The organism is Bacillus cereus group sp. BfR-BA-01350, assembly GCF_022663775.1.
Classification (GTDB): Bacteria; Bacillota; Bacilli; order Bacillales; family Bacillaceae_G; genus Bacillus_A; species Bacillus_A paranthracis.
In genome coordinates this window covers 244707-269124 of sequence record NZ_JAKUGD010000006.1, presented here as the reverse complement: position 1 = coordinate 269124, position 24418 = coordinate 244707, and the positions used below count along the sequence as shown (strand labels likewise).

Here is a 24418-nt window from a genome sequence, read left to right as displayed (position 1 = left end):
AAATGGACAGCTGAAAGTTTTTAGGACCATAAACTTAGGGGGAAATGAAAAATGGGAACAATCGTATGCCAAGTATGTGAAGGAACAATCGGACATTTTGAAGATGAAAAAACGACAGTGCTTTACGGAAAATGCGGAACAAATTGTGACTGTGCCAGTAGAGATAATGCGAAAGCTTAATGATAAATAAATAGATTACTATTAAAACTCAGGGGGAAATGAAAAATGGGAACAATCGTATGCCAAGTATGTGAAGGAACAATCGGACATTTTGAAGATGAAAAATCAACAGTACTATACGGGAAATGTGGATCTCATTGCGACTGTGACCATAAAGAACATTCAAAAGCTTAAATAAAAAAAGCGCCTACATATGTAGGTGCTTTTTTTAATAAACTGTAGTTGTGTTGCCAACTGTTGCAACGATTGCATCATCTCTAATCGGAATAAATCCTATGGATGTCTGTGGTGTACTAGGAGAAGCGTGGTAGCTCATGAGACGGCTATCAATACGGGTAATAGTATCGGTTAAGAAAGCGGAAATGAAAGCGTAAGGGACTCGTCGCTCATTTAATGCGTATATAATTTCTTCTTTTGTTTTTACACCTACGCCATGCCCATAAAAAAAGAAATTTCCTAGATAGATTGTATTTTCTCCTTGCCACTCGATTGTAGCTGGATTCACTTGTGGATTTTTAAAGTAAACGAGATCACCTGGGACAAGATCGCCACCTGTCTTTGTTATGAGCTTTAAATCTTGATCGTAGTCCCACGTATAAAGTAAAAGGTTTGCAAAGAGACGGTTGAAAGTTTCTTCCTCATATAATGCTAGTAAAGCTTTGTAAAAAATAATGATCATAGCGGTGGCACATTCAGTTCCATATAGTTTTCCGTTTTTGAAAATATCTTGTATGGCAATGGAAGGGGGTATGTTTGGAAGGAGCTCGAATCCTCCAAGAGACGTTCTTTTCCAATATTGAGGGTTGCAAAAAGATTGTTGAAATGTGCGAAACTGAAAACCACTTTGAAAAAGTTCTAATGCAGAAGTAATAATATGAACGCGCAAATTTAGATCAAAGCTGAGTTCATCGGATGTTCGAAAGGAATAGATTTCTTGATTTCCTGCCATTATAGATAAAATTTGTTGTTTCTCATTTGCAAATGGCTCATATTCATTTGTAATATAAGGATGTACAATAGAACGGCCTATTACAATCATAGTAGTATCCCCACCTATACGTTACATTACATAATATCGTATGAGAAAAGGGAAAAAGGGTGAAAAAAAAGCCTATCAACTGATAGGCTTGTACTCTTTGATCACGCGTAATGTTTGTAATGTCATATCTTCAGGACCTTGTACAGGTAAACCTGCTTCTAAGTTTTTACGAATATACTCTAAGTTGTCTTGTGTAATAATTTCCCCCGGAGTAAAGATTGGAATCCCTGGCGGATAAACCATAACGAAATCAGCTATAATACGACCTGCTGCATTTTCAAATGGGATGACTTCTGTTTCCGAATAAAAAGCATCTCGAGGAGAAAGTGCTAACACAGGTATTTCTGGAATTTCTACTTGCACTTGAACACCTTTATCAGCTTTATTTTTAAATGTTGCTGATAAATCTTGTAATGCCGCAATAAGTGTATTCGTCTCACTTTCTGTATCCCCAAAAGTGACAAGACATAGTATGTTGTATAAATCTGAGAGTTCTACTTCAATGTTATATTGCTCTCTAAGCCATACTTCAGCCTGATGGCCTGTAATACCTAAATCTTTTACAGATACAATTATCTTTGTAGGATCATAGTTAAAAGTAGCATCCGTACCTAGCATTTCTTTCCCTGGACAGTAAAGATGTTCAATATCATTTATAGCATTACGAACTTGTTCCGCTAATTGTATTGTTTGTTCTATGAGCGCCTTTCCTTCTGTAGCAAGACGTTTTCTAGCAACATCTAGGGAGGCTAACAAGATGTAAGACGTTGATGTAGTCGTAAGCATGCTAATAATAGATTGAACATGTTTTACATTTACAAGGCCTTCTTTTACATTAAGAATAGAACTTTGCGTTAAAGATCCACCTAATTTGTGAACACTCGTTGCTGCCATATCTGCACCGGCTTGCATCGCTGACATCGGCAGTTCATCGTGAAAATGAATATGAACACCATGAGCCTCATCAACGAGTACAGGGATATCGTAAGAATGTGCTAATTGTACAATCTGTTCTAAGTCCGCAGCAAAGCCAAAGTATGTTGGATTAATAACAAGTAAGCCTTTCGCATCTGAGTGCTCTTCAAGTGCTTTTTTGACAGATTGGATTGTGATTCCATGTGAAATACCAAGTTTTGGATCGATTTCAGGATGCATGAAAATAGGTTTTGCACCTGAGAAAATAATAGCTGACATTACTGATTTATGCACGTTTCGTGGCACTAGTATTTTGTCACCAGGACCGCAAACGCTCATCACCATTGTCATTATTGCGCCACTTGTACCTTGAATAGAAAAGAAAGTATGATCCGCACCAAATGCAGCGGCTGCTAAATCTTGTGCTTCTTTAATCATACCTTTTGGATGATGTAAATCATCGAGCGGCGCAATGTTAATTAAATCAATTGCTAATGCATTATGCCCAATAAATTCGCGAAATTCAGGATCCATGCCTTGCCCTTTTTTATGACCTGGAATATGGAATTGAATTGGATTTCGCTTACTGTGCTCAACTAAAGCGGTAAACAATGGTGTTTCGTATTGGGACAATCTATACACCCCTTCTTTTTTTTATATTTATTAGAGTTTGTTTTATATAATCTTGTTCTAAAAAAGTTAAGTTCTTTTTTAGAATGAGACTTGTTTTTCTGCCATTCACAAAAGCTTTTTTGAGATGGGAGCTTCACTTTATTTCCTATAAAACAAAAGCATTATATCACCAATAATTATAGATGTATAGCAAAAAATATTTTTACGGTGAGTATGTTAAATAGTAGCTGCCTACTAACTTCTAGTGGAAGGCAATTCCATTAAAATGAATAAATAGTGTATAATGCAAAGTGACTATAGTGAAGTAGAAAAAATCACTTTAAGATAGCGTATTGAAATAAGAAGAAATGATAAATGAGGTGCGAAATGGAATATCAATATCCGTTAGATTATGATTGGTCAAATGAGGAAATGGTTACAATTGTGAAGTTTTATGAAGCGATTGAGAAAGCATATGAAAAAGGAATTGTAAGAGAAGAATTAATGGGTTTATATCGTCGTTTTAAAGAGATTGTTCCATCGAAAGCAGAAGAAAAGAAAATTGATAAAGAGTTTCAAGAAGTAAGTGGATATTCTATATACCGTGCGATTCAGAAGGCTAAAGAAATTGAAGAAGAAAAGCTTGTGAAAATGTAAAAAATATTTTGAAAAATAAAAACTGAAGTGATATAATGTGATAACAACTAAAAACGGACAATATAAATTGTCCGTTTTCTACTATCGATTACAAAGTGCATATAAAGGAAGGAGTGATTGCATCGTAGATTCAATCTTAGCAAGGAATTGTTCGTTGGTCATTGCTGAAAACTCCTCTGGTGATATATGAATACCAACTAATAATTCTGCTTTTTTTACAGTAGCTAGACGTTCAATCATCTTTTGTAAATCATTTGTTTCAAGTGTTTTATGTAATTTTACACTTGGTTTAGTATGGTCAATGGACCAAACGAAGTCATTTGGAATATTTGTTTTTAAATCATTTATATGTTCTAAGAAGGCGTGAGCCGTCTCCACTTTTTGTGGACACTCATAGATTAAACCAAAGTATATGAAGGCATGAGTACCCCATAATCCAATTTGGAAATGTGGTAGCATTTTATATCCGCGTTTATTTGTTGAAAAAGCAACCCAAGTATCGTTTGGTGGATTGACTTTGCGACGTGCGTGTTTTGCTACATGATAAAAAAAGTTCTCATCAGTTTGTTTGGATAAATACGCTGCAAACTGTTCCCCTAAAGCTTCTAGCTTAGGATGAATGTTCGTTTTAATTGCACTCATTCGTTCTTCGAGACCATCAACTGTAAAGACCTCAAAATCAGTTGATTTGAATGTTTGTAGTGTCATGATTGTTCCTCCAACTCCTATTTTGCTTTTATTTTAGCATAGCTTGTACTATTCATAAAAAAAACAGCACAAAAAAATTTAAATAAAAAAATATAATTTTGTTGCATAGATGATTTATCCAACATAGTATAGTATAAAACAAAAAATCAGAAAATTGAATTAATTCTAGTCCGAGGGCAGACGAATATTGGGAGGAGGCAAATAATATGAGACAGGTGATTAATGCGTTAAAGAGAACAGATGCTGAAAAGAGAATACCGGTGCTACGTTTGGAGCTAGATTATGAATTAGCAACTTTATATGATGCGATGATGGAAGATGATAAACAGAAAAAAGAAGAGTGTGTACAAAAGTTAGAAGTGTTAAGACTTGAAATGATTCGTTTAGAAGCGTAATAATAGTATATGTATAAAAAATTAGTTGGTGCGAACCTTATAAAGGGTTCGTTTTTTCTGTGAACAGTATAGATCGGAGTGTTTAAACATGCAAGAAGTATGGAAAGACATCGATGCACACGCCAAACAGTGGATTCGGGATGCGGGAGAGCATTTAATGGCATCAATGAAAAAAGCACTTATTATAGAAACAAAATCAAATGCAGCTGATTTAGTAACAAATATGGACCGAGAAATAGAACAGTTTTTAATTGGGAAAATTAAAGAAACATTCCCACATCATCATATTTTAGGTGAAGAGGGCTATGGAGACGAGGTAACTTCTTCTGACGGGGTTGTTTGGTTAATTGATCCAATTGACGGCACGATGAACTTTGTTCACCAAAAAAGAAATTTTGCAATTTCAATTGGAATTTATGAGAACGGTATCGGAAAGATTGGACTTATTTATGATCCAGTTCATGATGAATTATATCATGCATTAAAAGGGGCTGGAGCATTTTGTAATGAAGTACCGATACCTTTATTAGAAAAAGGTACTGTAGAGCAAGGTATTGTAGCTTTAAATGCGATATGGCTTACCGACAATCCATTGCTTAATATGGAAAGTATGATGGCACTTGTTAAGAAAGCAAGAGGCACGAGATCATATGGCTGTGCAGCATTAGAGATGGTATACGTTGCAACTGGAAGAATCGATGCATATGTAACGCCTAGATTATCACCATGGGACTTTGGTGGGGGGCAGATAATTGTAGAGGAAGTTGGAGGCAAGGTAACAACATTCTCCGGAGTGCCACTTTCTATCGTAGAGAAGAGTAGCGTATTAGTTGCGAAGCCAGGGGTGTATGAAGAAGTGTTATCGTTTATCCCGATTGGTGAGGGCTGATAATCAGTGGGGGATGAAGAAAAACCCCACTGATTAAAGTTTCACTTTATATCCAAGTAACAAAAAAAGTAAGAGGCTGTATACAGGCTTCTTACTTTTTGACGTTATTGCGATTTACGCATTTTTCTTTTTGTTACAAAACCGTATCCAACTGTAACAAATGTGCCGATAATGCAAATAATAATACCGATTGGACTATTTTCAGCAATCATAATGCCGATACCAATTAAGAAAATAACACCGATAATTGCAGTTAATAAAAAGCGATATTGAATGTGTTCCATTTCTTCACCCTCCAATCTCATTTTACTTTCACAAAAGTAAGAATACAACTATATTTTCATTCTTGATTTTATTTTAATTGCTATTGTATCCCCTTCGCTCTTATAATAGAGAAGGATTAAAAAGACATTAGGAGTTGGACATGTTGAAAAAACGACAAGATTTACGTAATATAGCAATTATTGCCCACGTTGACCATGGTAAAACAACACTTGTTGACCAGTTATTACGTCAAGCGGGGACTTTCCGTGCGAACGAACACGTTGAAGAGCGCGCAATGGATTCAAATGATCTAGAAAGAGAGCGCGGTATTACAATTTTAGCGAAAAATACTGCGATTCACTATGAAGATAAAAGAATTAACATTTTAGATACACCAGGTCACGCTGACTTTGGTGGAGAAGTAGAACGTATTATGAAAATGGTTGATGGTGTTTTACTTGTTGTTGATGCATATGAAGGTTGTATGCCACAAACACGATTTGTTTTAAAGAAAGCTCTTGAGCAAAACTTAACTCCAATCGTAGTAGTAAATAAAATTGACCGTGACTTCGCTCGCCCTGATGAAGTAGTTGATGAAGTAATCGACTTATTCATCGAACTTGGTGCAAACGAAGATCAATTAGAGTTCCCAGTTGTATTTGCATCAGCAATGAACGGAACAGCAAGCTTAGATTCAAACCCAGCAAATCAAGAAGAGAATATGAAATCATTATTTGATACAATTATTGAACATATTCCTGCACCAATTGATAACAGCGAAGAGCCACTTCAATTCCAAGTAGCACTTCTTGATTACAACGACTATGTTGGACGTATTGGAGTTGGACGCGTATTCCGCGGTACAATGAAGGTTGGACAACAAGTTGCTTTAATGAAAGTAGACGGAAGCGTAAAACAATTCCGCGTAACAAAATTATTTGGTTACATGGGATTAAAACGTCAAGAAATTGAAGAAGCAAAAGCTGGAGACTTAGTAGCTGTTTCTGGTATGGAAGACATTAACGTTGGTGAAACAGTATGTCCAGTTGAACATCAAGATGCGTTACCATTATTACGTATTGATGAGCCAACACTACAAATGACGTTCCTTGTAAATAACAGTCCATTTGCAGGTCGTGAAGGTAAATACATTACATCTCGTAAAATTGAAGAGCGTCTTCGTTCACAATTAGAAACAGATGTAAGTTTACGTGTAGATAATACAGAGTCTCCTGATGCATGGATCGTATCTGGACGTGGGGAACTACATTTATCTATCTTAATCGAAAACATGCGTCGTGAAGGTTATGAACTACAAGTATCTAAGCCAGAAGTAATCATTAAAGAAGTTGATGGCGTAAGATGTGAGCCTGTAGAGCGTGTACAAATCGATGTACCTGAAGAATACACTGGTTCTATTATGGAATCTATGGGTGCTCGTAAAGGTGAAATGTTAGATATGGTGAATAACGGAAACGGTCAAGTTCGCCTTACTTTCATGGTTCCAGCACGTGGTTTAATTGGTTACACAACAGAATTCTTGACATTAACTCGTGGTTACGGTATTTTAAACCATACATTCGATTGCTACCAACCAGTACACGCTGGACAAGTTGGTGGACGTCGTCAAGGTGTTCTAGTTTCACTTGAAACAGGAAAAGCATCACAATACGGTATTATGCAAGTTGAAGATCGTGGTGTAATCTTCGTTGAACCAGGTACAGAAGTATATGCTGGTATGATTGTCGGAGAACACACTCGTGAGAATGACTTAACAGTTAACGTTGTGAAAATGAAACAACAAACTAACATTCGTTCTGCGACGAAAGATCAAACTTCAACAATGAAAAAACCACGCTTAATGACTTTAGAAGAATCATTAGAGTACTTAAACGATGACGAGTTCTGTGAAGTAACTCCAGAATCAATTCGTTTACGTAAAAAGATTCTTGATAAGAGCGAACGTGAAAGAGCTGCTAAGAAAAAGAAATCTGTAGAAGCGTAAAATAGTAAAACAGCTACCTTTAATTAAGGTAGCTGTTTTTTTATGTTTATTTTTTAGAATATTTACTCTTTTTGTGGACAGTATTTTTTTCACAGGTTACTCTTGTATTAAGTACATAAACAAAAATGGTTTGATTTATGAGGAAGGGGGATAAATGGTGTTAGAAAGAATGTCGTTTTTTGCGAAGTTATGTAAAGTTGATGAAAATCCAGAGCTAGGGATGTGGTTACTGTATGGCGTCATTATTATATTAAGTGCACTTGTGTATAATTTAGGTTTTGCAAGAAAACTATCTATAATAAAAAATATAGTAATATATATATCGTTAGCGATTGGGTGTACAGTGTTAACTTTCTTTGCAGTTTTTTTACCTGTTGGAGAGGGGCTTGTTGTAGCAGCAATTGTACTTGGGATTTATAGGTTGCGATTACGTCAAGCAAGACAACAAAAAGCAGGATGAGGGGGGAGTTTTATGCGTTCCGTACAAGATGCGTTATATAATTGGTTAACAATTAAAACAGTTGCCGAAGCACGCCCGGATGATAGTGCTGCAAAAGAAACGTATTTGTTATTTCAAAATATGATATATGAAGAACATAAATTGAGAAATGTGGAAGTTAAGAAGAACGAGGAAATGTATTTAGTTACATATGAAATAAATGGAGAAAGAAAATCTGCAAGGTTTCCATTAGAAGCTATTGATTGTTTTTTGGATCAAATGAATCGCGAACCTGAAAAATATAAATAAGTCCTTTATCATATTGATAAAGGACTTATTTATATTTTACCAATCGTCTTCGACTTTTTTATCACGATATAATCGGAAATTACCACTTGCATGACGTTCCATCGTACGTTCAGCAATTCGTTCCGAACATTCCATGCACATATATGTATGAATAGGGCGATTACGCAGTTTTTTTGCCATAGGATTTTCATCATCTAACATATCTTTTTTATCACAAATCATACATTTGACTCTCATTTCGTCACCTCAATACGAATTCTATCAGTATAAGTATATCATGGAAGTGTAATGTTTTTGAATAATAGTGGGAAAAAATAATATTTTCGCAATTCAAAAAATAGGTTATGATAAGGATATATGAAGTATATTTGGAGGTGGAAATATGGCGAATGTAGTAGAGCCCACATTAACAGATGATTTAGTACAAACGTTACGTAAAGAGTGTATTGTTATGGTAGCAACAACAGATTTTGAAAAACAAGTTCCTAACGTAAGTGCTATTTCTTGGGTGTATGCAGTGAGTAAAACTAGTATTCGATTTGCAGTAGATCAACGTTCACGTATTGTGGAAAATATAAGACATAGTACTGGAGTGGTATTGACTATAATGGCGAATGAATCCGTATTTTCCATAAGTGGTGCAGGTGAAATTTTGACTGATAGAATGGAAGGCATTCCTCTAAAATTAACTGTAATAGAAGTAACTGTACAAGAAGTACGTGATGTTATGTTTTATGGTGCAAAACTTGCAATTGAGCCAACATATGAAAAAACGTATGATCTTCGTGCAGCTAAAAAGCTCGATAACCAAGTGTTAGCAGGAATGAAAGAATTATAAATGTGATAAATAAGAAAGTCAGTTATTAACTTTTGTAATCACTTATTGTGATTTTATGTTAATAATTATAATTAAAAGTAATATATTGAATAGAAATGAATAAAAAATAAATAAAAGGTTTAATGGCTATAAATTTCGATTCTACCTCGTTTATACGGTACATATAATTATAACAATGGTTCGTCCATATTTTATGGATGAAACCCTTGTTCTACAAATTTAAAAGTGGAGTCAGGGGGTAACAGGTTGGATAAAATTTATGTGTTAGATACGAATGTACTTTTGCAGGATCCTTTATCTATTTTTTCATTTGAAACCAATGAAGTAGTGATTCCAGCAGTTGTATTAGAAGAGGTTGATTCGAAAAAACGTTATATGGATGAAGTAGGACGAAACGCTCGTTATGTATCTAAGTTAATAGACAAATTTCGTGAAATAGGAAAACTGCATGAAAGTATTCCGCTAGAAAACGGCGGTACATTTCGTATTGAATTAAATCATCGTTCGTTTGTCCAACTACAAGATATTTTTGTAGAAAAAACAAATGATAATCGAATTTTAGCTGTAGCAAAAAATCTATCTTTAGAAGAACAAGAAAAAGAGGACGGGAAGTCTGTTATTTTAGTAAGTAAAGACGTGCTCGTAAGGGTAAAAGCAGATGCAATAGGTTTAAAGGCGGAAGATTATTTAAGTGATCGGGTTATTGAAGTGGAAAATATATATTCAGGATTTTTAGAAGGATATATATCAAAAGAACAATTGGATTATTTTTATGAAAAAGGCGAATTGCCTTTATCCGAAATTGCAAATCATCCTTTTTATCCAAATCAGTTTGTAGTAATGAAAGATGCGTTAGGTGGATCTAGTTCAGCACTAGGTATTGTGGATCATTTAGGTAAGAAGGTAAAGAAACTTATTTTTCACAATGAACAAGTATGGGGAATACGACCACGAAATGTGCAGCAAATTATGGGATTAGAATTGTTGCTTCGTGAAGATATTCCACTAGTCACGCTAACAGGGAAAGCTGGTACAGGAAAGACATTACTAGCTTTAGCTTCGGGGCTCATGCAAACGGAAGATTTAGGGTTATATAAAAAACTACTCGTTGCACGGCCAATTGTTCCAGTTGGGAAAGATATCGGTTATTTACCGGGAGAAAAAGAAGAAAAGTTAAGACCGTGGATGCAACCGATTTTTGATAATCTAGAGTATTTATTTAATACGAAAAAACCAGGAGAGTTAGATGCTATTTTAGCTGGAATGGGTTCGATAGAAGTAGAAGCTCTTACGTATATACGCGGGAGAAGTATTCCAGATCAATTCATTATAATTGACGAAGCACAAAATTTAACGAAGCATGAAGTGAAAACGATACTAACAAGGGTAGGAGAAAAAAGTAAAATCGTATTAATGGGAGATCCTCAGCAAATTGATCATCCGTATTTGGATGAATATAATAACGGTTTAACATACGTTGTAGAGAAGTTTAAAGAGCAACGTATTAGTGGTCATGTAAAGTTTGTTAAAGGGGAGCGATCTAATTTAGCTCAACTAGCCGCAGATTTACTATAAAAAGGAGTGAGCAAAAGCTCACTCCTTTTCTTTAAATAATTGTAAATTTGCGGATGTTACGGATTGGATTTTGTCTATTAGATCCATCATTGTAATATAAATGAACAGGTCCATCTTCTTTTAATGGTTTTCCTTCTTTTGAAAAACCAAGAATAGCATGTTTGACAGTTTCTAATGGAAGCGTTATTGTATCATCTACTGTTTCGATCTCGACTTGCGTAGCGTCATCTGAAATTTCGGCATTAGCAAGAAAAGGTTGAAATGGTATACCGAATGTTCCAGTGATTAGCTGTTCTTTTTTAAATTTCTTTACACTTTGTTGTATCGGCGGGAAAGCAGCACCATCACGGATTTCGCGATCCCAATGTTCCGAAGTGTTTTTTAAATAAGCTTCTAGTTCTGAAGTGTTTTCTCTCGTTTCATCAAAGTAAGTTGTCAAATCTACTTTTCGATCATCAAAGATCCAAACGGTTGGATCGATAGTGATTGGAAAACGAACTTTTCCATTAATAAATAAAATTTCGCTCATTGTTGTTCCCCCATTTGTGTTATACTCCCACTTTTCAGTATAATAGTATTAGACACTATTGTCACAAAAAATGTTTCTATTGCAATTTATTAAAACTATCGCTAATATTAATAGATAGGAGAGAGTAGGACGGAAACGGAGGGAATCAATTTGGCGTCTGAGACAGTATCAAATCATCAGGAAAAGGCACTAGCCCTTCTACAAGCGGATGCGGAGAAGATTTTAAGACTTATTAAGGTGCAAATGGACCATCTTACAATGCCGCAATGTCCATTATATGAAGAAGTGTTAGACACACAAATGTTTGGACTATCCCGCGAAGTCGATTTTGCAGTTCGCCTTGGTCTTATTGCAGAAGAACAAGGGAAAGCAATGTTAGGAGAGCTTGAACGTGAGTTATCTGCACTTCATGAAGCATTTACAAACAAACAACAATAACGGGTTCAAATAAGGGGGCTCAAACTGAAAAAGTTTGAGCTTTTTATTTGTATAATAAAGCAGGAAGAATCAATGTACATATGGAATACAACAATAATTAAATTGAAACAGAGAGAGGAAATGAAATGAAAAGAGTATGGAAATCAATGGATTATTCATTATTACTTCCTCTTGTTATCTTATGTGTGCTGGGAGTTATAATGGTATATAGTTCTAGTTCCATTGTTGCGATTTCATCGAAATATAACTGGCCGGCAGATCACTTTTTTAAAAAACAATTAGTTTCTCTTGCTATTGGAACGGTAATGCTAGTGATTGTCGCTGTAGTACCTTACAAATTTTGGAGGAAGAAAATAGTTCTTGCAGCTATGGGGTTAGGGGGTATTGGCTTACTAACAGCAGCCTTCCTTTTCGGTAAGGTAATCAATGGTGCAAAAGGATGGATACTAGGTATACAACCAGCTGAGTTTGTAAAAATAGCAGTAATTATTACGTTAGCAAGTTTTTTTGCTAAGAAACAAGAGAGGCAAACCCCTTTTTTACAAGGGATAATCCCCCCCCTATTTGTTGTCGGTGGATCGATGGTATTAATTTTATTACAAAATGACTTAGGGACTGACATATTAATAGGTGGAACAGTGTTAATTATGTTCTTCTGTTCAGGAGTTAATGTTAACCTGTGGATAAAAAGGTTTATATTAACATCTATCGTATGGGTTCCTGCATTGTATTTTATTGGGAATTATAAATTGAATAATTACCAAAAAGCTCGATTTTCAGTTTTTCTTGACCCGTTTAACGATCCTCAAAATGATGGATTCCAATTAGTTAATTCATTTATTGGAATTGCCTCAGGTGGGTTAAATGGTAGAGGATTAGGGAATAGTATACAAAAGTATGGCTACTTACCAGAGCCGCAAACAGATTTTATTATGGCAATTATATCTGAAGAACTAGGTTTTATAGGGGTAGCTATTATTTTAATCTGTTTATTACTTATTATTATTCGTTCGTTTAGAGTAGCACAAAAATGTAAAAATCCATTTGGAAGTTTAATTGCAATCGGAATTGCAAGTTTAATTGGAATACAAACTTTTGTTAATGTCGGTGGTATGTCTGGATTAATACCGCTTACAGGGGTACCTTTACCGTTTATTAGTTATGGTGGTAGTTCTTTATTGGCTAATTTAATTGCGATGGGTATATTGTTAAATATAGCCAGCAATGTAAAACGACAAGAGAAAGAGCAAAATACGATAATGAAAGAAAGAGAACAAGATGGACCACGTCTTGTAGTTGTGAAATAAAAACACATTGTGCTTTAGAGCGCGATGTGTTTTTTGTTTTTTAAATAGGATATACCATTTTAGTTTTTAACGAAAGGATATATCACATTTAAATTAATGTGATATACAATTAGGTTGTTACATAAGGAAGAGGTATGCTATACTATTTTTGTGAGACAAATTGCTCAGAAAACTTATCATTTGTTAAAAAATAAGGTATGATGGATAAAAATAAAGTGAAGCTTTCTAAGTATAATATAATGTGGAAAGTGAAGAACTTCACGCTCTTTATGGTGTGTATATATTTTATCTCTAGAGTGGTAGGAAAGTAGAGGGGGAAAATCATGACAAAGCTGCAACGTATTCAAAAAGTATTGGTAGCTAACCGTGGAGAGATTGCAATTCGTGTGTTTCGAGCTTGTTCGGAACTGGGATTAAAAACAGTTGCAATCTATTCTAAAGAGGATAGTGGTTCTTATCATCGTTATAAAGCCGATGAATCCTATTTAGTTGGGGAAGGAAAAAAGCCAATTGATGCTTATCTAGATATTGAGGGCATTATTGAGATTGCGAAAAGTAATCATGTAGATGCAATCCACCCTGGATATGGTTTCTTGTCAGAAAATATTCAATTCGCAAAACGTTGTGAAGAAGAAGGGATTATCTTTATCGGTCCAAAAAGTAAGCATTTAGATATGTTTGGAGATAAAGTAAAAGCAAGAACACAAGCGCAGCTAGCACAAATTCCAGTTATTCCTGGTAGTGATGGGCCAGTAGATTCATTAGAAGAAGTCGAAAAATTTGCTGAAAAGTATGATTACCCGATTATTATTAAAGCTTCCCTTGGCGGGGGCGGTCGTGGTATGCGTATTGTACGTACTAGTGAAGAATTAAGAGAATCGTATAATCGAGCAAAGTCAGAAGCAAAAGCAGCCTTTGGTAATGATGAAGTATACGTAGAAAAATTCGTTGAAAAACCTAAACATATAGAAGTTCAAATTTTAGCAGATGAAGAGGGCAATGTTGTTCATTTATACGAGCGAGACTGTTCTGTACAACGTCGTCATCAAAAAGTAGTAGAAATTGCACCTAGTGTGTCGCTTTCAGATGATTTGCGTCAGCGTATTTGTGATGCTGCTGTGAAATTAACGAAAAATGTAAATTATTTAAACGCAGGAACAGTTGAATTTCTTGTAAAAGATGATAACTTCTATTTCATTGAAGTAAATCCGCGTGTTCAAGTAGAACATACAATTACAGAAATGATTACAGGAGTCGATATCGTTCAATCACAAATTTTAATAGCTGATGGACATGCATTACATAGTAAAATGGTAGGTGTTCCAAAGCAAGAGGAAGTTGTTGTACATGGATTTGCAATACAATCTCGTGTAACGACTGAGGATCCACTAAATAATTTCATGCCGGATACAGGAAAAATTATGGCATATCGATCAGGTGGTGGCTTTGGAGTTCGTCTTGATACAGGTAATAGTTTCCAAGGTGCTGTTATTACACCGTACTATGATTCTTTACTCGTAAAAGTTACAACATGGGCGCTTACTTTTGAACAAGCTGCTGCAAAAATGGAACGTAACTTAAAAGAATTCCGTATCCGTGGTATTAAAACGAATATTCCATTCCTAGAGAATGTAGTAAAACATAAAAACTTCTTATCAGGGGAATATGACACTTCATTTATTGATGCGTCACCTGAACTATTCTTGTTCTCGAAACGTAAAGACCGAGGAACGAAAATGTTAAATTACATCGGGACAGTAACAGTAAATGGCTTCCCAGGAGTAGGGAAAAAAGAGAAACCAATTTTCCCAGATGCTCGTATACCGAATGTATTACACTCAGAGCCAATCAAAAATGGAACGAAACAAATTTTGGATGAGCGTGGAGCAGACGGATTAGTAAAATGGGTACAAGATCAAAAACGTGTACTTTTAACGGATACAACATTCCGTGATGCGCATCAGTCATTACTTGCAACGCGTATTCGCACAAAAGATTTACACCAAATTGCAGAGCCGACAGCGAGAATGTTACCGAACTTATTCTCAGCAGAAATGTGGGGCGGTGCAACGTTTGATGTTGCATATCGTTTCTTAAAAGAAGATCCGTGGGAACGATTACTAGATCTTCGTGAAAAAATGCCAAATGTTTTATTCCAAATGTTACTTCGTTCTTCAAACGCGGTTGGTTACAAAAACTATCCGGATAATTTAATTCAAAAGTTTGTGGAGTGTTCTGCCCAAGCTGGAATTGATGTGTTCCGTATTTTTGATAGCTTAAACTGGGTAGAAGGTATGAGAGTTGCGATTGATGCTGTACGAGATACTGGTAAAATTGCAGAAGCAACGATGTGTTACACAGGGGATATTCATGATCCACTGCGTAGTAAATATGATTTAAATTACTATAAAAATTTAGCAAAAGAATTAGAAGCATCAGGAGCTCACATTTTAGGTATTAAAGATATGGCGGGCTTACTAAAACCAAATGCAGCATATGATTTAGTTTCAGCATTAAAAGAGACGGTATCGATTCCGATTCACCTGCACACACACGATACGAGTGGAAATGGTATATTAACGTATACGAAGGCAATTGAAGCAGGTGTTGACATTGTCGATGTAGCAGTAAGTTCTATGGCTGGTCAAACGTCACAACCAAGTGCGAACACGCTATACTATGCGTTAGGTGGAAACGAAAGACAGCCAGATGTTAATATAGATTCATTAGAAAAATTATCTCATTACTGGGAAGATGTACGTAAATACTACGCACCGTTTGAAAGTGGTATGAATGCTCCTCATACAGAGGTATATATGCACGAAATGCCAGGCGGACAGTATAGTAATTTACAACAACAAGCGAAAGCGGTTGGCTTAGGCGATCGTTTCGATGAAGTGAAAGTAATGTACCGCCGTGTGAATGACATGTTTGGTGATATTGTTAAAGTAACACCATCATCTAAAGTTGTTGGTGATATGGCATTATTCATGGTTCAAAATCACTTAACAGAACAAGATGTTTTAGAGCGTGGACATTCTATGGACTTCCCAGGATCTGTTGTTGAAATGTTCTCTGGAGATTTAGGACAACCATATGGTGGTTTCCCGAAAAAGTTACAAGAAATTATTTTAAAAGGGAAAGAACCATTAACAGTAAGACCAGGTGAATTATTAGAACCAGTAGATTTCGACGCGTTAAAAGAAGAGCTATTCCATAAACTTGGACGCGAAGTGACGATGTTTGATGTCGTTGCATATGCATTATATCCAAAAGTATTTATGGATTACGAAAAAGTTGCTGAGATTTATGGAAATGTATCTGTGCTTGATACACCGACATTCTTCTATGGTATGAGACTTGGTGAAGAAATCGATGTGGAAATTGAACAAGGTAAAACATTGATGGTTAAACTAGTATCAATTGGAGAGCCTCAGCCAGATGGAAATCGTGTGCTTTACTTGGAGTTTAACGGTCAACCACGTGAGATTGTTGTGAAAGACGAAAGTGTGAAAGCGACAGTTGCACAACGTGTGAAAGGAAACCGTGAAAATCCAAACCACATTAGTGCAACAATGCCAGGAACGGTTATTAAAGTAGTTGTAAAAGAAGGCGATGAAGTGAAAAAAGGCGATTCTATGGCAATTACAGAAGCGATGAAAATGGAAACGACAGTTCAAGCGCCGTTTAATGGTAAAGTGAAAAAAGTATATGTTAATGACGGAGATGCAATTCAAACGGGTGACTTACTCATTGAATTAGATCACTAAAATAAAAAAGAGTTGTGGAAACGCAGCTCTTTTTTATTGCGAAAAAATACCTTGCCAATTCGGGCAAGGTATTTTCATTTATTTTGTTTGTTTAGAAATTGATGCAGCTTCTTTTGCATTCACTTTACTTCTTGTACCTAACATAACTAAATAGCATAGTACAGCAAACAAGCAAGAAATGAATAGGGAATGTAATAATGCCATTGATAAACTAGCATTTGTAAATACGACTAAAATTCCTACGATAGCTTGAAGTGTAACAAGGATAAATGAGATGATCCATCCCCAGTATACGACAGGCTGCTGTTTGTAATGGCGGATAGCGAGAATCATCGCGTATAGTATCCAAGCGAAAATTAACATCGCTGCAACTCTATGTCCCATTTGAACCCATTCATGTAATTGAGTTGGCATAGGTCTATTTTTGCTACATAAAGGAAAGTCTGGACAGGCTAAGCTAGCTCGTTCGTGACGTACTAAAGCCCCTGTGTAGACGACAATATAACTGTAAATTGTTACACCATAAATATGAAATTTCATTTTTTTGTCCATAATAAGTGAACGTGCATCAAATTTTTGGTCAATTTCAAAGATAAGACACGTTAATAAAATGACAGAAGCAAATGAAATTAAGGAAATACCGAAATGGATAGCAAGTACAGCTGGCATTTGCCCCCAAACAACCGCTGCGGCTCCCATTAATGCTTGTGCAACTAAAAATACGAAGGATAAAATTGCTAACGTTTTTGTTTCGCGCACATGTTTATAATATTTCCAGGACAAAATACAAAGGAGAGTGACAAGAATTCCTGCTGATCCTGATGTAAGGCGATGACTTAGTTCAATAATAGTTTCCATTGATAAATTAGATGGAACAAATTCACCGTTACAAAGTGGCCATGATTTACCGCATCCTTGGCCAGAGCCTGTTTTTGTAACTAAGGCGCCTCCTAATAAAACTATTAATAAATCAAGACTCGTAATGACTGCTAACCATTTAATAAAGCGTTGCAATCTCTTTCACCATCTTTCTGCTATGAAGTTATTGCGAAATATTTTCATTCCATTATGTATAGAATAAAACGCGCTAGTTCCTATGATATATAAAAAATAATAAAATAGCAAAGAAATGGAGGGGGAAGACAGGGAAGAGAAAACGGGTGTGGAAATAAGGTTTATAAGGAAATTTTTAGGTGAAAAATAGGCTATTTTGAAAAGAAATGGGGAGAATACGTGTTAAATATGACAAAAAAGTTTATTATAGAAGGTAACATCATGTTATGATATGGATAAGTAACAATTAAGTTTTTTATGTTCGACACAAAAAGTTCATGTTTTCTTCACAAAATGTTCGGGAAATATGATTTAATATATTGGAGTATGGGCGTAGATTAGTAGTAGAATGGGTTAACAATGTTTCTACTGTAATAATATTGCTATATAGAAGCGAAATATTTCAATTTGAAATAGGCGCAAAAAGAAAGATGAAAGTTTTAAGAGGGGGTTAAAGTGATGAACCATGCAACAAGTGAGCTGCATGATGAGTCTGCTGTTACAAGCGTACCGGAAACAACTCGGTTACAAGATTTAAAAGCGCTCGTTAAAATGGGGATTGTAAACTCAAATACACTTACTGTATTTACAGGATTTTGGTTGGCATTACACTTTAATGGATTAAGTGTAATGGACAATCTGGATAAGTTATTCTTTACAATCGTTGGTTCTGGATTAGTTATGGCAGGGGTATGTTGTTTAAACAACTACATTGATCGAGACATCGATCCATTAATGGAAAGAACAAAGACCCGTCCAACGGTTACTGGAAAGTATAAACCAGGATTTGCACTTACATTTGGACTAGTTATATTACTTCTTGGTTTTGTATTTTTATTATTAACAACACCAATGGCAGTCTTAATGGGATTTATTGGTGCTTTCACATATGTTGTTCTATATAGTTTATGGACAAAGAGAAAGTATACACTAAATACTGTTGTAGGTAGTATATCTGGTGCAGTTCCGCCTTTAATTGGATGGGCAGCAATCGATCCATCTTTAGGTCATCCAATTGCTTGGATGTTATTTTTAATTATGTTTATTTGGCAAATCCCACATTTCCTTGCATTAGCAATGAAACGTGTTGATGAATATCGAAACGCAGGAATTCCAATGCTTCCTGTAGTTCATGGATTTGAAATTACGAAACGCCAAATTATGATTTGGACAGTATGTTTATTACCACTACCATTTTATATGAGTGGACTAGGGATAACATTTATGGTAATTGCAACACTGCTTAACATCGGATGGATCGTTTTAGGTTTTTATGGCTTCCGTAAGAAAGATGACATCAAATGGTCTGTGCAAATGTTTGTTTATTCCCTAAATTATTTAACAATCTTATTTGTATCAATGATTGTAGTTACATTCTTCTAAGACAACGACATAATTGGATTTCTTTACGTTGAGATTTACTTTACTTAACTATAAAGTACAATCTAATTCACAAGGAAAGTGGGGGTTGTTTGTATGAAGAAACAGTGGCGACTGCTTTCGTTCGTTTCACTGCTGGCTTTACTGTTAGGGGGATGCGGTAAAGCCTTTCAATCTACTTTAATTCCGCAAGGAGAAGTAGCAAAAATGCAATATGATCTGCTCTTACTAGCAAGTGCGATCATGGTAGGAGTAGTACTAGTAGTTACTATTATTTTCTTATATGTAATTGTGCGTTTCCGACAAAAGAAAGGTCAGGAAGATTATATTCCGGAGCAAGTTGAAGGGAATCACAAACTAGAAATTATATGGACAGTTATTCCGATTATTCTTTTGCTAATCTTAGCTGTTCCGACGGTTACATATACATTCAAACTTGCTGATGTAAGTGCGATGGAGAAAAAGAATATTGATAAAGATACTATCGTTGTTGATGTAACAGCGAATCTTTATTGGTGGGAATTTTCTTATAAATCAGAAAAGATAGTAACTTCTCAAGATTTAGTCATCCCCACAGGTAAGAAAGTGTATTTGAATTTGAAGGGTGCCGATATTAAACATTCGTTTTGGGTTCCATCTTTAGCTGGGAAAATGGATACAAATACAGATAATGTGAACAAAATGTGGTTAAAGGCAGATAAATCGGGCACTTATAATGGTTTTTGTACAGAATTTTGCGGCCCATCACATTCTTTAATGCAATTCAAAGTGAAAGCTTTAGATGAAAGCGAGTACAAAAAGTGGCTTGCTGATATGAAGAAAATTGATGGGAAGAAAGAAGTAGCTTCAACAAAGGCGCAAGAAGGCCAAGAGATATTTAATAAAAGCTGTATTGGTTGTCACGCAGTTGGATCTAATGATAGTAGACCACCTTCCGCTCGTATCGCACCAAACTTAGCAAACTTTGCGGATCGCGATACAGTTGCCGGCATTGCTGAAAACAATGAAGAAAACTTAAAAAAATGGCTGAAAGATCCTGAAAATATGAAACCAGGAAATAAAATGACTGGTAAATATGGCAACTTAACAGACGATCAAATTGATGCATTAAATGCATACTTACAAACGTTAAAAGTTGAAAAGTAAAGAGGGATTATTCGCGAAGGGGAGGTTGAAAACGTGAGTTCTGTAGCAAAAAAACAGGGGATGGGTGCTGTCATATGGGATTATTTAACGACAGTAGACCATAAAAAGATTGCCATTCTCTATTTAATTGCAGGTGGATTGTTTTTTATAGTAGGCGGAATAGAAGCTCTATTTATTCGCCTTCAATTAGCGATTCCTAACAACGCTTTTCTTGTTGGGGATGCTTATAATCAAGTATTAACTATGCACGGTACAACAATGATTTTCCTCGCAGCTATGCCACTCGTGTTTGCATTTATGAACGCCGCTGTACCACTTCAAATTGGTGCACGTGATGTAGCGTTCCCGTTTTTGAATTCACTCGGATTTTGGTTATTTTTCTTTGGTGGAGTATTTTTAAATTTAAGTTGGTTTTTAGGTGGAGCGCCTGATGCAGGATGGACATCTTATGCATCTTTAGCTTTAGCCTCTAAAGGCCATGGTGTTGATTTTTATGTGCTTGGCTTGCAAATCTCCGGTATAGGTACATTAATTGGAGGTATTAACTTCCTTGTAACCATTATTAATATGCGTGCGCCAGGGATGACGTATATGCGTATGCCGATGTTTACGTGGACGACATTTGTAACATCTTCATTAATATTATTTGCTTTTCCGCCGTTAACTGTAGGATTAGGACTTTTAATGTTAGACCGCTTATTTGGAACAAGTTTCTTTAATCCAGCACTGGGCGGGAATACAATTATATGGGAGCACTTATTCTGGATTTTCGGTCATCCAGAAGTATACATTCTTATACTCCCAGCTTTCGGAATATTCTCAGAAATTTTCGCGACGTTTTCGAAAAAACGATTATTTGGTTATTCGTCGATGGTGTTTGCGACAGTATTAATTGGATTTTTAGGGTTTATGGTATGGGCGCATCATATGTTTACTGTTGGGCTTGGTCCAGTTGCAAATGCTATTTTCTCAGTTGCAACAATGGCGATTGCGGTTCCGACCGGTATTAAAATATTCAACTGGCTCTTTACAATGTGGGGCGGAAGTATTCGTTTTACGACACCGATGATGTGGGCAGTAGCCTTCATTCCATCATTCGTAATGGGAGGAGTTACAGGTGTTATGTTAGCATCTGCACCAGCTGATTATCAATTTCATGATAACTATTTCGTAGTAGCTCACTTTCATTATGTAATTGTCGGTGGTGTTGTATTTGGTTTACTTGCAGGAGCCCATTATTATTGGCCGCTGATGTTTAATAAAGTATTGAATGAAACGTTAGGAAAGATAACATTTTGGTTATTCTTTATCGGTTTCCATTTAACGTTCTTCATTCAGCATTTCCTTGGCTTAATTGGTATGCCACGTCGTTACTACACATATCTTGAAGGTCAAGGGTTGGAAATGGGCAATATGATTAGTTCTATTGGAGCGGTATTTATGGCTCTTGGAACGATTGTTCTTCTATTCAATGTAATTAAAACAACAGTATCAAAAGAAAAGGCTGGTCGTGATCCGTGGGATGGACGTACATTAGAATGGACAATGCCAGCACCTACACCAGAATATAACTTTAAACAATTACCATTTGTTCGCGGGTTAGATCCGTTTTGGATTGAAAAACGTGAAGGGAATAAAGAGATGACAGCGGCGGAACCAGTGGGTGATATTCATATGCCAAATCCATCATTTTCACCATTTATCATTTCTTTAGGATTGTTTATAGCGGCATTTGGTGCAATGTATATGCAGGGTGGAAAAGATAAGTTTTGGTTATTAGTAGCAATTATCGGTTTAATTATTACGTTTGGTACAATGTTCCTACGTTCAGTAATTGATGATCATGGATATCATATTCATAAAGAAGATTTAGAAGATAAGGGGGGCAAGGCGTAATGCATGTAGATGAAAAATTAACGAATGAAACATTTCCAGCAGAGCCTGAAAAAGCAACCCTTGAGGGGAAAAATAAGTTTGTCGGTTTTTGGTTATTTCTTGGAGGCGAAACAGTATTGTTCGCTTCCTTATTTGGCACATATTTAGCGTTAAAGAATTCTACAAATGGCGGACCAACATCTCAAGAGATGTTCCAAATGCCACTCGTTTTCATTATGACGATGCTTTTATTAACGAGTAGCTTAACGAGCGTATATGCGATGTATCATATGAAAAACTTTAATTTTAAGAAAATGCAACTTTGGCTACTAGTAACAGTGCTGCTAGGTTTAGGGTTTTTAGGATTTGAGATATATGAGTTTTATCATTATACGCATGAATTTAAGCATACTATGAGAAGTAGCGCATTTGGTTCCGCGTTTTATGCTCTTGTTGGTACACATGGACTCCACGTATTGTTTGGATTGTGTTGGATTTTAACATTAATCTTTAGGAATGCGAAGAGAGGTCTAAATTTATACAATGCACCGAAGTTTTATGTTGCATCGATTTATTGGCACTTTATTGACGTAGTTTGGGTGTTTATTTTCACTGTAGTATATTTAATGGGAATGGTGGGATAAACAATGGCGATAAAGCAAACGAATAATCCTAAAGTTGATCTTGTTTATCGGAAAAGAAAAAGTGCGGAGGAAATGAAGCATCAAGTTATTACATTTGCATTAATGATTTTTTTAACATTAGTTGCATTTGCAGCGGTAGCATATCCGAAAACTTTTAGTCCGACTTTTTCAGTACCATTTATTTTACTATTAGCGGTGGTACAAGTAATTTTTCAATTGTATTATTTTATGCATATGAGTCATAAAGGACATGAAGCGGCAAGTTTCTTTCTTTATTCTGGTCTGTTGATCGGATTAATTACAATTTTAGCTTTTATGACAATTGTGTGGATTTGAAAAGTGAAGAATAAGGGAGCTTGTGTTGACACAGCTCCCTCTTCATGTTATGTGAACGGATAACCTTAAGAAGGTAGGTGTGAAAATGAGTAACTTGTGGATATTTGGTTTTCAAGCGCTATGGAGTCCAATCTTTTTATTATTTATGCTTTCGATCCTCATTGGATATTTTTTAATTATTGGGCCGTATAGAATGCGATTTGAACATGCGACAAAGGTAAGTAAGAAGCAAGTTTTTTATTTTACGACTGGAATTGTTCTTTTGTATTTTGTAAAGGGAGGGCCTATTGATTTAATTGGTCATATTATATTTAGTGCACATATGTTTGAAATGGCAGTTATGTATATTGCCGTTCCGCCTTTGTTGTTGCTTGGTATACCAGTTTGGTTATATCGTTATATTACTTCTTTTAAGTTCGTTCAAATTATATTAAAGATATTTGCTAAGCCACTTATTGCATTGTTTGTATTTAATGGCCTGTTTTCTTTTTATCATTTACCAGTTGTTTTTGATGCAGTAAAACAAAGTCAAATTGCTCATCCTATCTGTCTCGCTATATTGTTCTTTACGGCAATCATGATGTGGTGGCCGATGCTAAATCCATTACCAGAATATCAAACGTTAAGTGATATAAAGAAACTTGGTTATATGTTTGCTAACGGTATATTATTAACGCCAGCTTGCGCGTTAATTATTTTTGCAACGGCGCCGTTGTTTGCAACGTATACGGATCCGGCTGCTTGGATGAAGGCGATGGAACTATGTGTACCAGCGGGAACTTTATCTGATTTAAATATAACTGGACCAGAATTTTTACACTGGATGCCGATCGTACAAGACCAACAAACAGGCGGCATCATTATGAAAATTGTCCAGGAAATAGTGTACGGTACAATTATTGGTTATGTGTTCTTTCGATGGGCGCGTCGAGAGCGTGAAAAGGATAAAGAGCAGTTACAACAATTGCCGCCGTATTTACAAACGAAGTAAAAAAGTGTATGGGTTTCCATACACTTTTTTAGTTTTACTAAACTTTAATAGATTGAATTTTCTAATTATTTATGTTAAGTTAGTGTAGGCATGTACTAAAAGTGGATATAAGATTTACTACTAG

26 protein-coding genes are annotated in these 24418 nt (G+C 35.7%); 19 read left to right on the top strand and 7 right to left on the bottom strand.

The window, feature by feature from the left end; genetic code table 11:
- Nucleotides 1-51 precede the first annotated feature (51 nt).
- Both MR147_RS16055 and MR147_RS16050 read left to right on the top strand, forming a co-directional pair.
- Nucleotides 52-180 (top strand): GapA-binding peptide SR1P, encoded by a 129-nt coding sequence (locus MR147_RS16055; protein WP_000536805.1) that lies wholly within the window; start codon nucleotides 52-54, stop codon nucleotides 178-180.
- Nucleotides 181-225: 45 nt separating this feature from the next.
- On the top strand, nucleotides 226-354 hold the full coding sequence (locus tag MR147_RS16050; protein ID WP_000536793.1) for a GapA-binding peptide SR1P: 129 nt from the start codon (nucleotides 226-228) through the stop codon (nucleotides 352-354).
- A gap of 34 nt (nucleotides 355-388) precedes the next feature.
- Here the strand turns inward: MR147_RS16050 and MR147_RS16045 are convergent, their stop codons facing one another.
- Together MR147_RS16045 and speA are read right to left on the bottom strand one after the other, a co-directional pair.
- The gene (locus tag MR147_RS16045; protein ID WP_074543979.1) at nucleotides 389-1219 is read right to left on the bottom strand and encodes a protein-glutamine gamma-glutamyltransferase; all 831 of its coding nucleotides are present in this window, start codon (nucleotides 1217-1219) and stop codon (nucleotides 389-391) included.
- Between the two features lie 75 nt (nucleotides 1220-1294).
- Complete coding sequence (gene speA / locus MR147_RS16040; RefSeq protein WP_000084882.1) at nucleotides 1295-2767, bottom strand: arginine decarboxylase; 1473 nt, start codon at nucleotides 2765-2767, stop codon at nucleotides 1295-1297.
- Between the two features lie 366 nt (nucleotides 2768-3133).
- Between speA and MR147_RS16035 the strand changes: the two genes are divergently transcribed.
- Nucleotides 3134-3403, top strand: coding sequence for a UPF0223 family protein (locus MR147_RS16035; protein ID WP_000456556.1), 270 nt, complete (start codon nucleotides 3134-3136; stop codon nucleotides 3401-3403).
- Nucleotides 3404-3484: 81 nt separating this feature from the next.
- Here MR147_RS16035 and MR147_RS16030 read toward each other — a convergent pair whose 3' ends face one another.
- A complete protein-coding gene (locus tag MR147_RS16030; protein ID WP_000175082.1) occupies nucleotides 3485-4111 on the bottom strand; it encodes a YktB family protein in 627 nt (208 codons plus the stop codon).
- Between the two features lie 206 nt (nucleotides 4112-4317).
- Between MR147_RS16030 and MR147_RS16025 the strand changes: the two genes are divergently transcribed.
- Nucleotides 4318-4506, top strand: a complete 189-nt coding sequence (locus tag MR147_RS16025) for a hypothetical protein (protein ID WP_001250164.1) — start codon at nucleotides 4318-4320, stop codon at nucleotides 4504-4506.
- Nucleotides 4507-4594: 88 nt separating this feature from the next.
- A complete protein-coding gene (locus MR147_RS16020; RefSeq protein ID WP_001158694.1) occupies nucleotides 4595-5395 on the top strand; it encodes an inositol monophosphatase family protein in 801 nt (266 codons plus the stop codon).
- Between the two features lie 104 nt (nucleotides 5396-5499).
- Here MR147_RS16020 and MR147_RS16015 read toward each other — a convergent pair whose 3' ends face one another.
- Entirely contained in the window at nucleotides 5500-5679 is a 180-nt protein-coding gene (locus tag MR147_RS16015; protein ID WP_000400127.1) for a DUF5325 family protein, read from the bottom strand.
- 140 nt (nucleotides 5680-5819) lie between these two features.
- Between MR147_RS16015 and typA the strand changes: the two genes are divergently transcribed.
- From typA to MR147_RS16000, 3 genes are all read left to right on the top strand, one after another.
- Nucleotides 5820-7664 (top strand): translational GTPase TypA, encoded by a 1845-nt coding sequence (gene typA, locus MR147_RS16010; protein ID WP_000914763.1) that lies wholly within the window; start codon nucleotides 5820-5822, stop codon nucleotides 7662-7664.
- Between the two features lie 157 nt (nucleotides 7665-7821).
- Nucleotides 7822-8124 carry a YlaH-like family protein gene (locus MR147_RS16005; RefSeq protein WP_000893666.1) on the top strand — a complete coding sequence of 101 codons (303 nt, stop codon included), beginning with the start codon at nucleotides 7822-7824 and terminating at the stop codon, nucleotides 8122-8124.
- A 12-nt stretch (nucleotides 8125-8136) separates the two neighbouring features.
- Nucleotides 8137-8412 carry a hypothetical protein gene (locus tag MR147_RS16000; RefSeq protein WP_001258148.1) on the top strand — a complete coding sequence of 92 codons (276 nt, stop codon included), beginning with the start codon at nucleotides 8137-8139 and terminating at the stop codon, nucleotides 8410-8412.
- Nucleotides 8413-8448: 36 nt separating this feature from the next.
- Here the strand turns inward: MR147_RS16000 and MR147_RS15995 are convergent, their stop codons facing one another.
- Nucleotides 8449-8649 (bottom strand): YlaI family protein, encoded by a 201-nt coding sequence (locus MR147_RS15995; RefSeq protein WP_001995040.1) that lies wholly within the window; start codon nucleotides 8647-8649, stop codon nucleotides 8449-8451.
- 145 nt (nucleotides 8650-8794) lie between these two features.
- On the opposite strand from MR147_RS15995, the gene MR147_RS15990 reads away from it, so the two are divergent.
- A complete protein-coding gene (locus tag MR147_RS15990) occupies nucleotides 8795-9250 on the top strand; it encodes a pyridoxamine 5'-phosphate oxidase family protein (RefSeq protein ID WP_074606312.1) in 456 nt (151 codons plus the stop codon).
- A 246-nt stretch (nucleotides 9251-9496) separates the two neighbouring features.
- Entirely contained in the window at nucleotides 9497-10825 is a 1329-nt protein-coding gene (locus tag MR147_RS15985; protein WP_000358083.1) for a PhoH family protein, read from the top strand.
- A gap of 31 nt (nucleotides 10826-10856) precedes the next feature.
- Here MR147_RS15985 and MR147_RS15980 read toward each other — a convergent pair whose 3' ends face one another.
- A complete protein-coding gene (locus MR147_RS15980; RefSeq protein WP_001289788.1) occupies nucleotides 10857-11354 on the bottom strand; it encodes a molybdopterin-binding protein in 498 nt (165 codons plus the stop codon).
- 150 nt (nucleotides 11355-11504) lie between these two features.
- Between MR147_RS15980 and MR147_RS15975 the strand changes: the two genes are divergently transcribed.
- The 3 genes from MR147_RS15975 (at nucleotide 11505) to pyc (ending at nucleotide 16869) form a co-directional block, all read left to right on the top strand.
- Nucleotides 11505-11792 carry an Fpa/YlaN family protein gene (locus MR147_RS15975; protein WP_000135695.1) on the top strand — a complete coding sequence of 96 codons (288 nt, stop codon included), beginning with the start codon at nucleotides 11505-11507 and terminating at the stop codon, nucleotides 11790-11792.
- 125 nt (nucleotides 11793-11917) lie between these two features.
- Complete coding sequence (ftsW, locus tag MR147_RS15970) at nucleotides 11918-13099, top strand: putative lipid II flippase FtsW (RefSeq protein WP_074606310.1); 1182 nt, start codon at nucleotides 11918-11920, stop codon at nucleotides 13097-13099.
- A 323-nt stretch (nucleotides 13100-13422) separates the two neighbouring features.
- Nucleotides 13423-16869 carry a pyruvate carboxylase gene (pyc, locus tag MR147_RS15965; protein WP_074606308.1) on the top strand — a complete coding sequence of 1149 codons (3447 nt, stop codon included), beginning with the start codon at nucleotides 13423-13425 and terminating at the stop codon, nucleotides 16867-16869.
- Between the two features lie 78 nt (nucleotides 16870-16947).
- Here the strand turns inward: pyc and ctaA are convergent, their stop codons facing one another.
- Nucleotides 16948-17883 (bottom strand): heme A synthase, encoded by a 936-nt coding sequence (gene ctaA / locus MR147_RS15960; RefSeq protein WP_001188736.1) that lies wholly within the window; start codon nucleotides 17881-17883, stop codon nucleotides 16948-16950.
- A gap of 498 nt (nucleotides 17884-18381) precedes the next feature.
- Between ctaA and ctaB the strand changes: the two genes are divergently transcribed.
- The 6 genes from ctaB to ctaG all read left to right on the top strand — a co-directional run bounded on the left by ctaB (nucleotide 18382) and on the right by ctaG (nucleotide 24294).
- Entirely contained in the window at nucleotides 18382-19305 is a 924-nt protein-coding gene (gene ctaB, locus MR147_RS15955) for a protoheme IX farnesyltransferase (protein WP_001015058.1), read from the top strand.
- A 93-nt stretch (nucleotides 19306-19398) separates the two neighbouring features.
- The gene (gene coxB / locus MR147_RS15950; RefSeq protein WP_000745271.1) at nucleotides 19399-20448 is read left to right on the top strand and encodes a cytochrome c oxidase subunit II; all 1050 of its coding nucleotides are present in this window, start codon (nucleotides 19399-19401) and stop codon (nucleotides 20446-20448) included.
- Between the two features lie 60 nt (nucleotides 20449-20508).
- Nucleotides 20509-22344, top strand: coding sequence for a cytochrome c oxidase subunit I (gene ctaD / locus MR147_RS15945; protein WP_175574521.1), 1836 nt, complete (start codon nucleotides 20509-20511; stop codon nucleotides 22342-22344).
- Nucleotides 22344-22967: a cytochrome c oxidase subunit III gene (gene ctaE, locus MR147_RS15940; RefSeq protein ID WP_000557861.1), complete on the top strand. Its 624-nt coding sequence runs from the start codon at nucleotides 22344-22346 to the stop codon at nucleotides 22965-22967. The genes ctaD and ctaE overlap by 1 nt, the downstream gene beginning before the upstream one ends.
- Nucleotides 22968-22970: 3 nt before the next feature.
- A complete protein-coding gene (gene ctaF / locus MR147_RS15935) occupies nucleotides 22971-23303 on the top strand; it encodes a cytochrome c oxidase subunit IVB (RefSeq protein WP_000985699.1) in 333 nt (110 codons plus the stop codon).
- A gap of 85 nt (nucleotides 23304-23388) precedes the next feature.
- Entirely contained in the window at nucleotides 23389-24294 is a 906-nt protein-coding gene (gene ctaG / locus MR147_RS15930) for a cytochrome c oxidase assembly factor CtaG (protein WP_000069012.1), read from the top strand.
- The last annotated feature ends 124 nt before the right edge of the window (nucleotides 24295-24418 follow it).

Excerpts from the sequence above, each read along its gene's own strand:
- MR147_RS16055 (WP_000536805.1), top strand. The coding sequence starts at position 52 with ATGGGAACAATCGTATGCCAAGTATGTGAAGGAACAATCGGACATTTT.
- MR147_RS16050 (WP_000536793.1), top strand. The coding sequence starts at position 226 with ATGGGAACAATCGTATGCCAAGTATGTGAAGGAACAATCGGACATTTT.
- MR147_RS16045 (WP_074543979.1), bottom strand. The coding sequence starts at position 1,219 with ATGATTGTAATAGGCCGTTCTATTGTACATCCTTATATTACAAATGAA.
- MR147_RS16035 (WP_000456556.1), top strand. The coding sequence starts at position 3,134 with ATGGAATATCAATATCCGTTAGATTATGATTGGTCAAATGAGGAAATG.
- MR147_RS16030 (WP_000175082.1), bottom strand. The coding sequence starts at position 4,111 with ATGACACTACAAACATTCAAATCAACTGATTTTGAGGTCTTTACAGTT.
- MR147_RS16025 (WP_001250164.1), top strand. The coding sequence starts at position 4,318 with ATGAGACAGGTGATTAATGCGTTAAAGAGAACAGATGCTGAAAAGAGA.
- MR147_RS16020 (WP_001158694.1), top strand. The coding sequence starts at position 4,595 with ATGCAAGAAGTATGGAAAGACATCGATGCACACGCCAAACAGTGGATT.
- MR147_RS16015 (WP_000400127.1), bottom strand. The coding sequence starts at position 5,679 with ATGGAACACATTCAATATCGCTTTTTATTAACTGCAATTATCGGTGTT.
- typA (WP_000914763.1), top strand. The coding sequence starts at position 5,820 with ATGTTGAAAAAACGACAAGATTTACGTAATATAGCAATTATTGCCCAC.
- MR147_RS16000 (WP_001258148.1), top strand. The coding sequence starts at position 8,137 with ATGCGTTCCGTACAAGATGCGTTATATAATTGGTTAACAATTAAAACA.
- MR147_RS15995 (WP_001995040.1), bottom strand. The coding sequence starts at position 8,649 with ATGAGAGTCAAATGTATGATTTGTGATAAAAAAGATATGTTAGATGAT.
- MR147_RS15990 (WP_074606312.1), top strand. The coding sequence starts at position 8,795 with ATGGCGAATGTAGTAGAGCCCACATTAACAGATGATTTAGTACAAACG.
- MR147_RS15980 (WP_001289788.1), bottom strand. The coding sequence starts at position 11,354 with ATGAGCGAAATTTTATTTATTAATGGAAAAGTTCGTTTTCCAATCACT.
- ftsW (WP_074606310.1), top strand. The coding sequence starts at position 11,918 with ATGAAAAGAGTATGGAAATCAATGGATTATTCATTATTACTTCCTCTT.
- pyc (WP_074606308.1), top strand. The coding sequence starts at position 13,423 with ATGACAAAGCTGCAACGTATTCAAAAAGTATTGGTAGCTAACCGTGGA.
- ctaB (WP_001015058.1), top strand. The coding sequence starts at position 18,382 with ATGAACCATGCAACAAGTGAGCTGCATGATGAGTCTGCTGTTACAAGC.
- coxB (WP_000745271.1), top strand. The coding sequence starts at position 19,399 with ATGAAGAAACAGTGGCGACTGCTTTCGTTCGTTTCACTGCTGGCTTTA.
- ctaD (WP_175574521.1), top strand. The coding sequence starts at position 20,509 with ATGGGTGCTGTCATATGGGATTATTTAACGACAGTAGACCATAAAAAG.
- ctaE (WP_000557861.1), top strand. The coding sequence starts at position 22,344 with ATGCATGTAGATGAAAAATTAACGAATGAAACATTTCCAGCAGAGCCT.
- ctaF (WP_000985699.1), top strand. The coding sequence starts at position 22,971 with ATGGCGATAAAGCAAACGAATAATCCTAAAGTTGATCTTGTTTATCGG.
- ctaG (WP_000069012.1), top strand. The coding sequence starts at position 23,389 with ATGAGTAACTTGTGGATATTTGGTTTTCAAGCGCTATGGAGTCCAATC.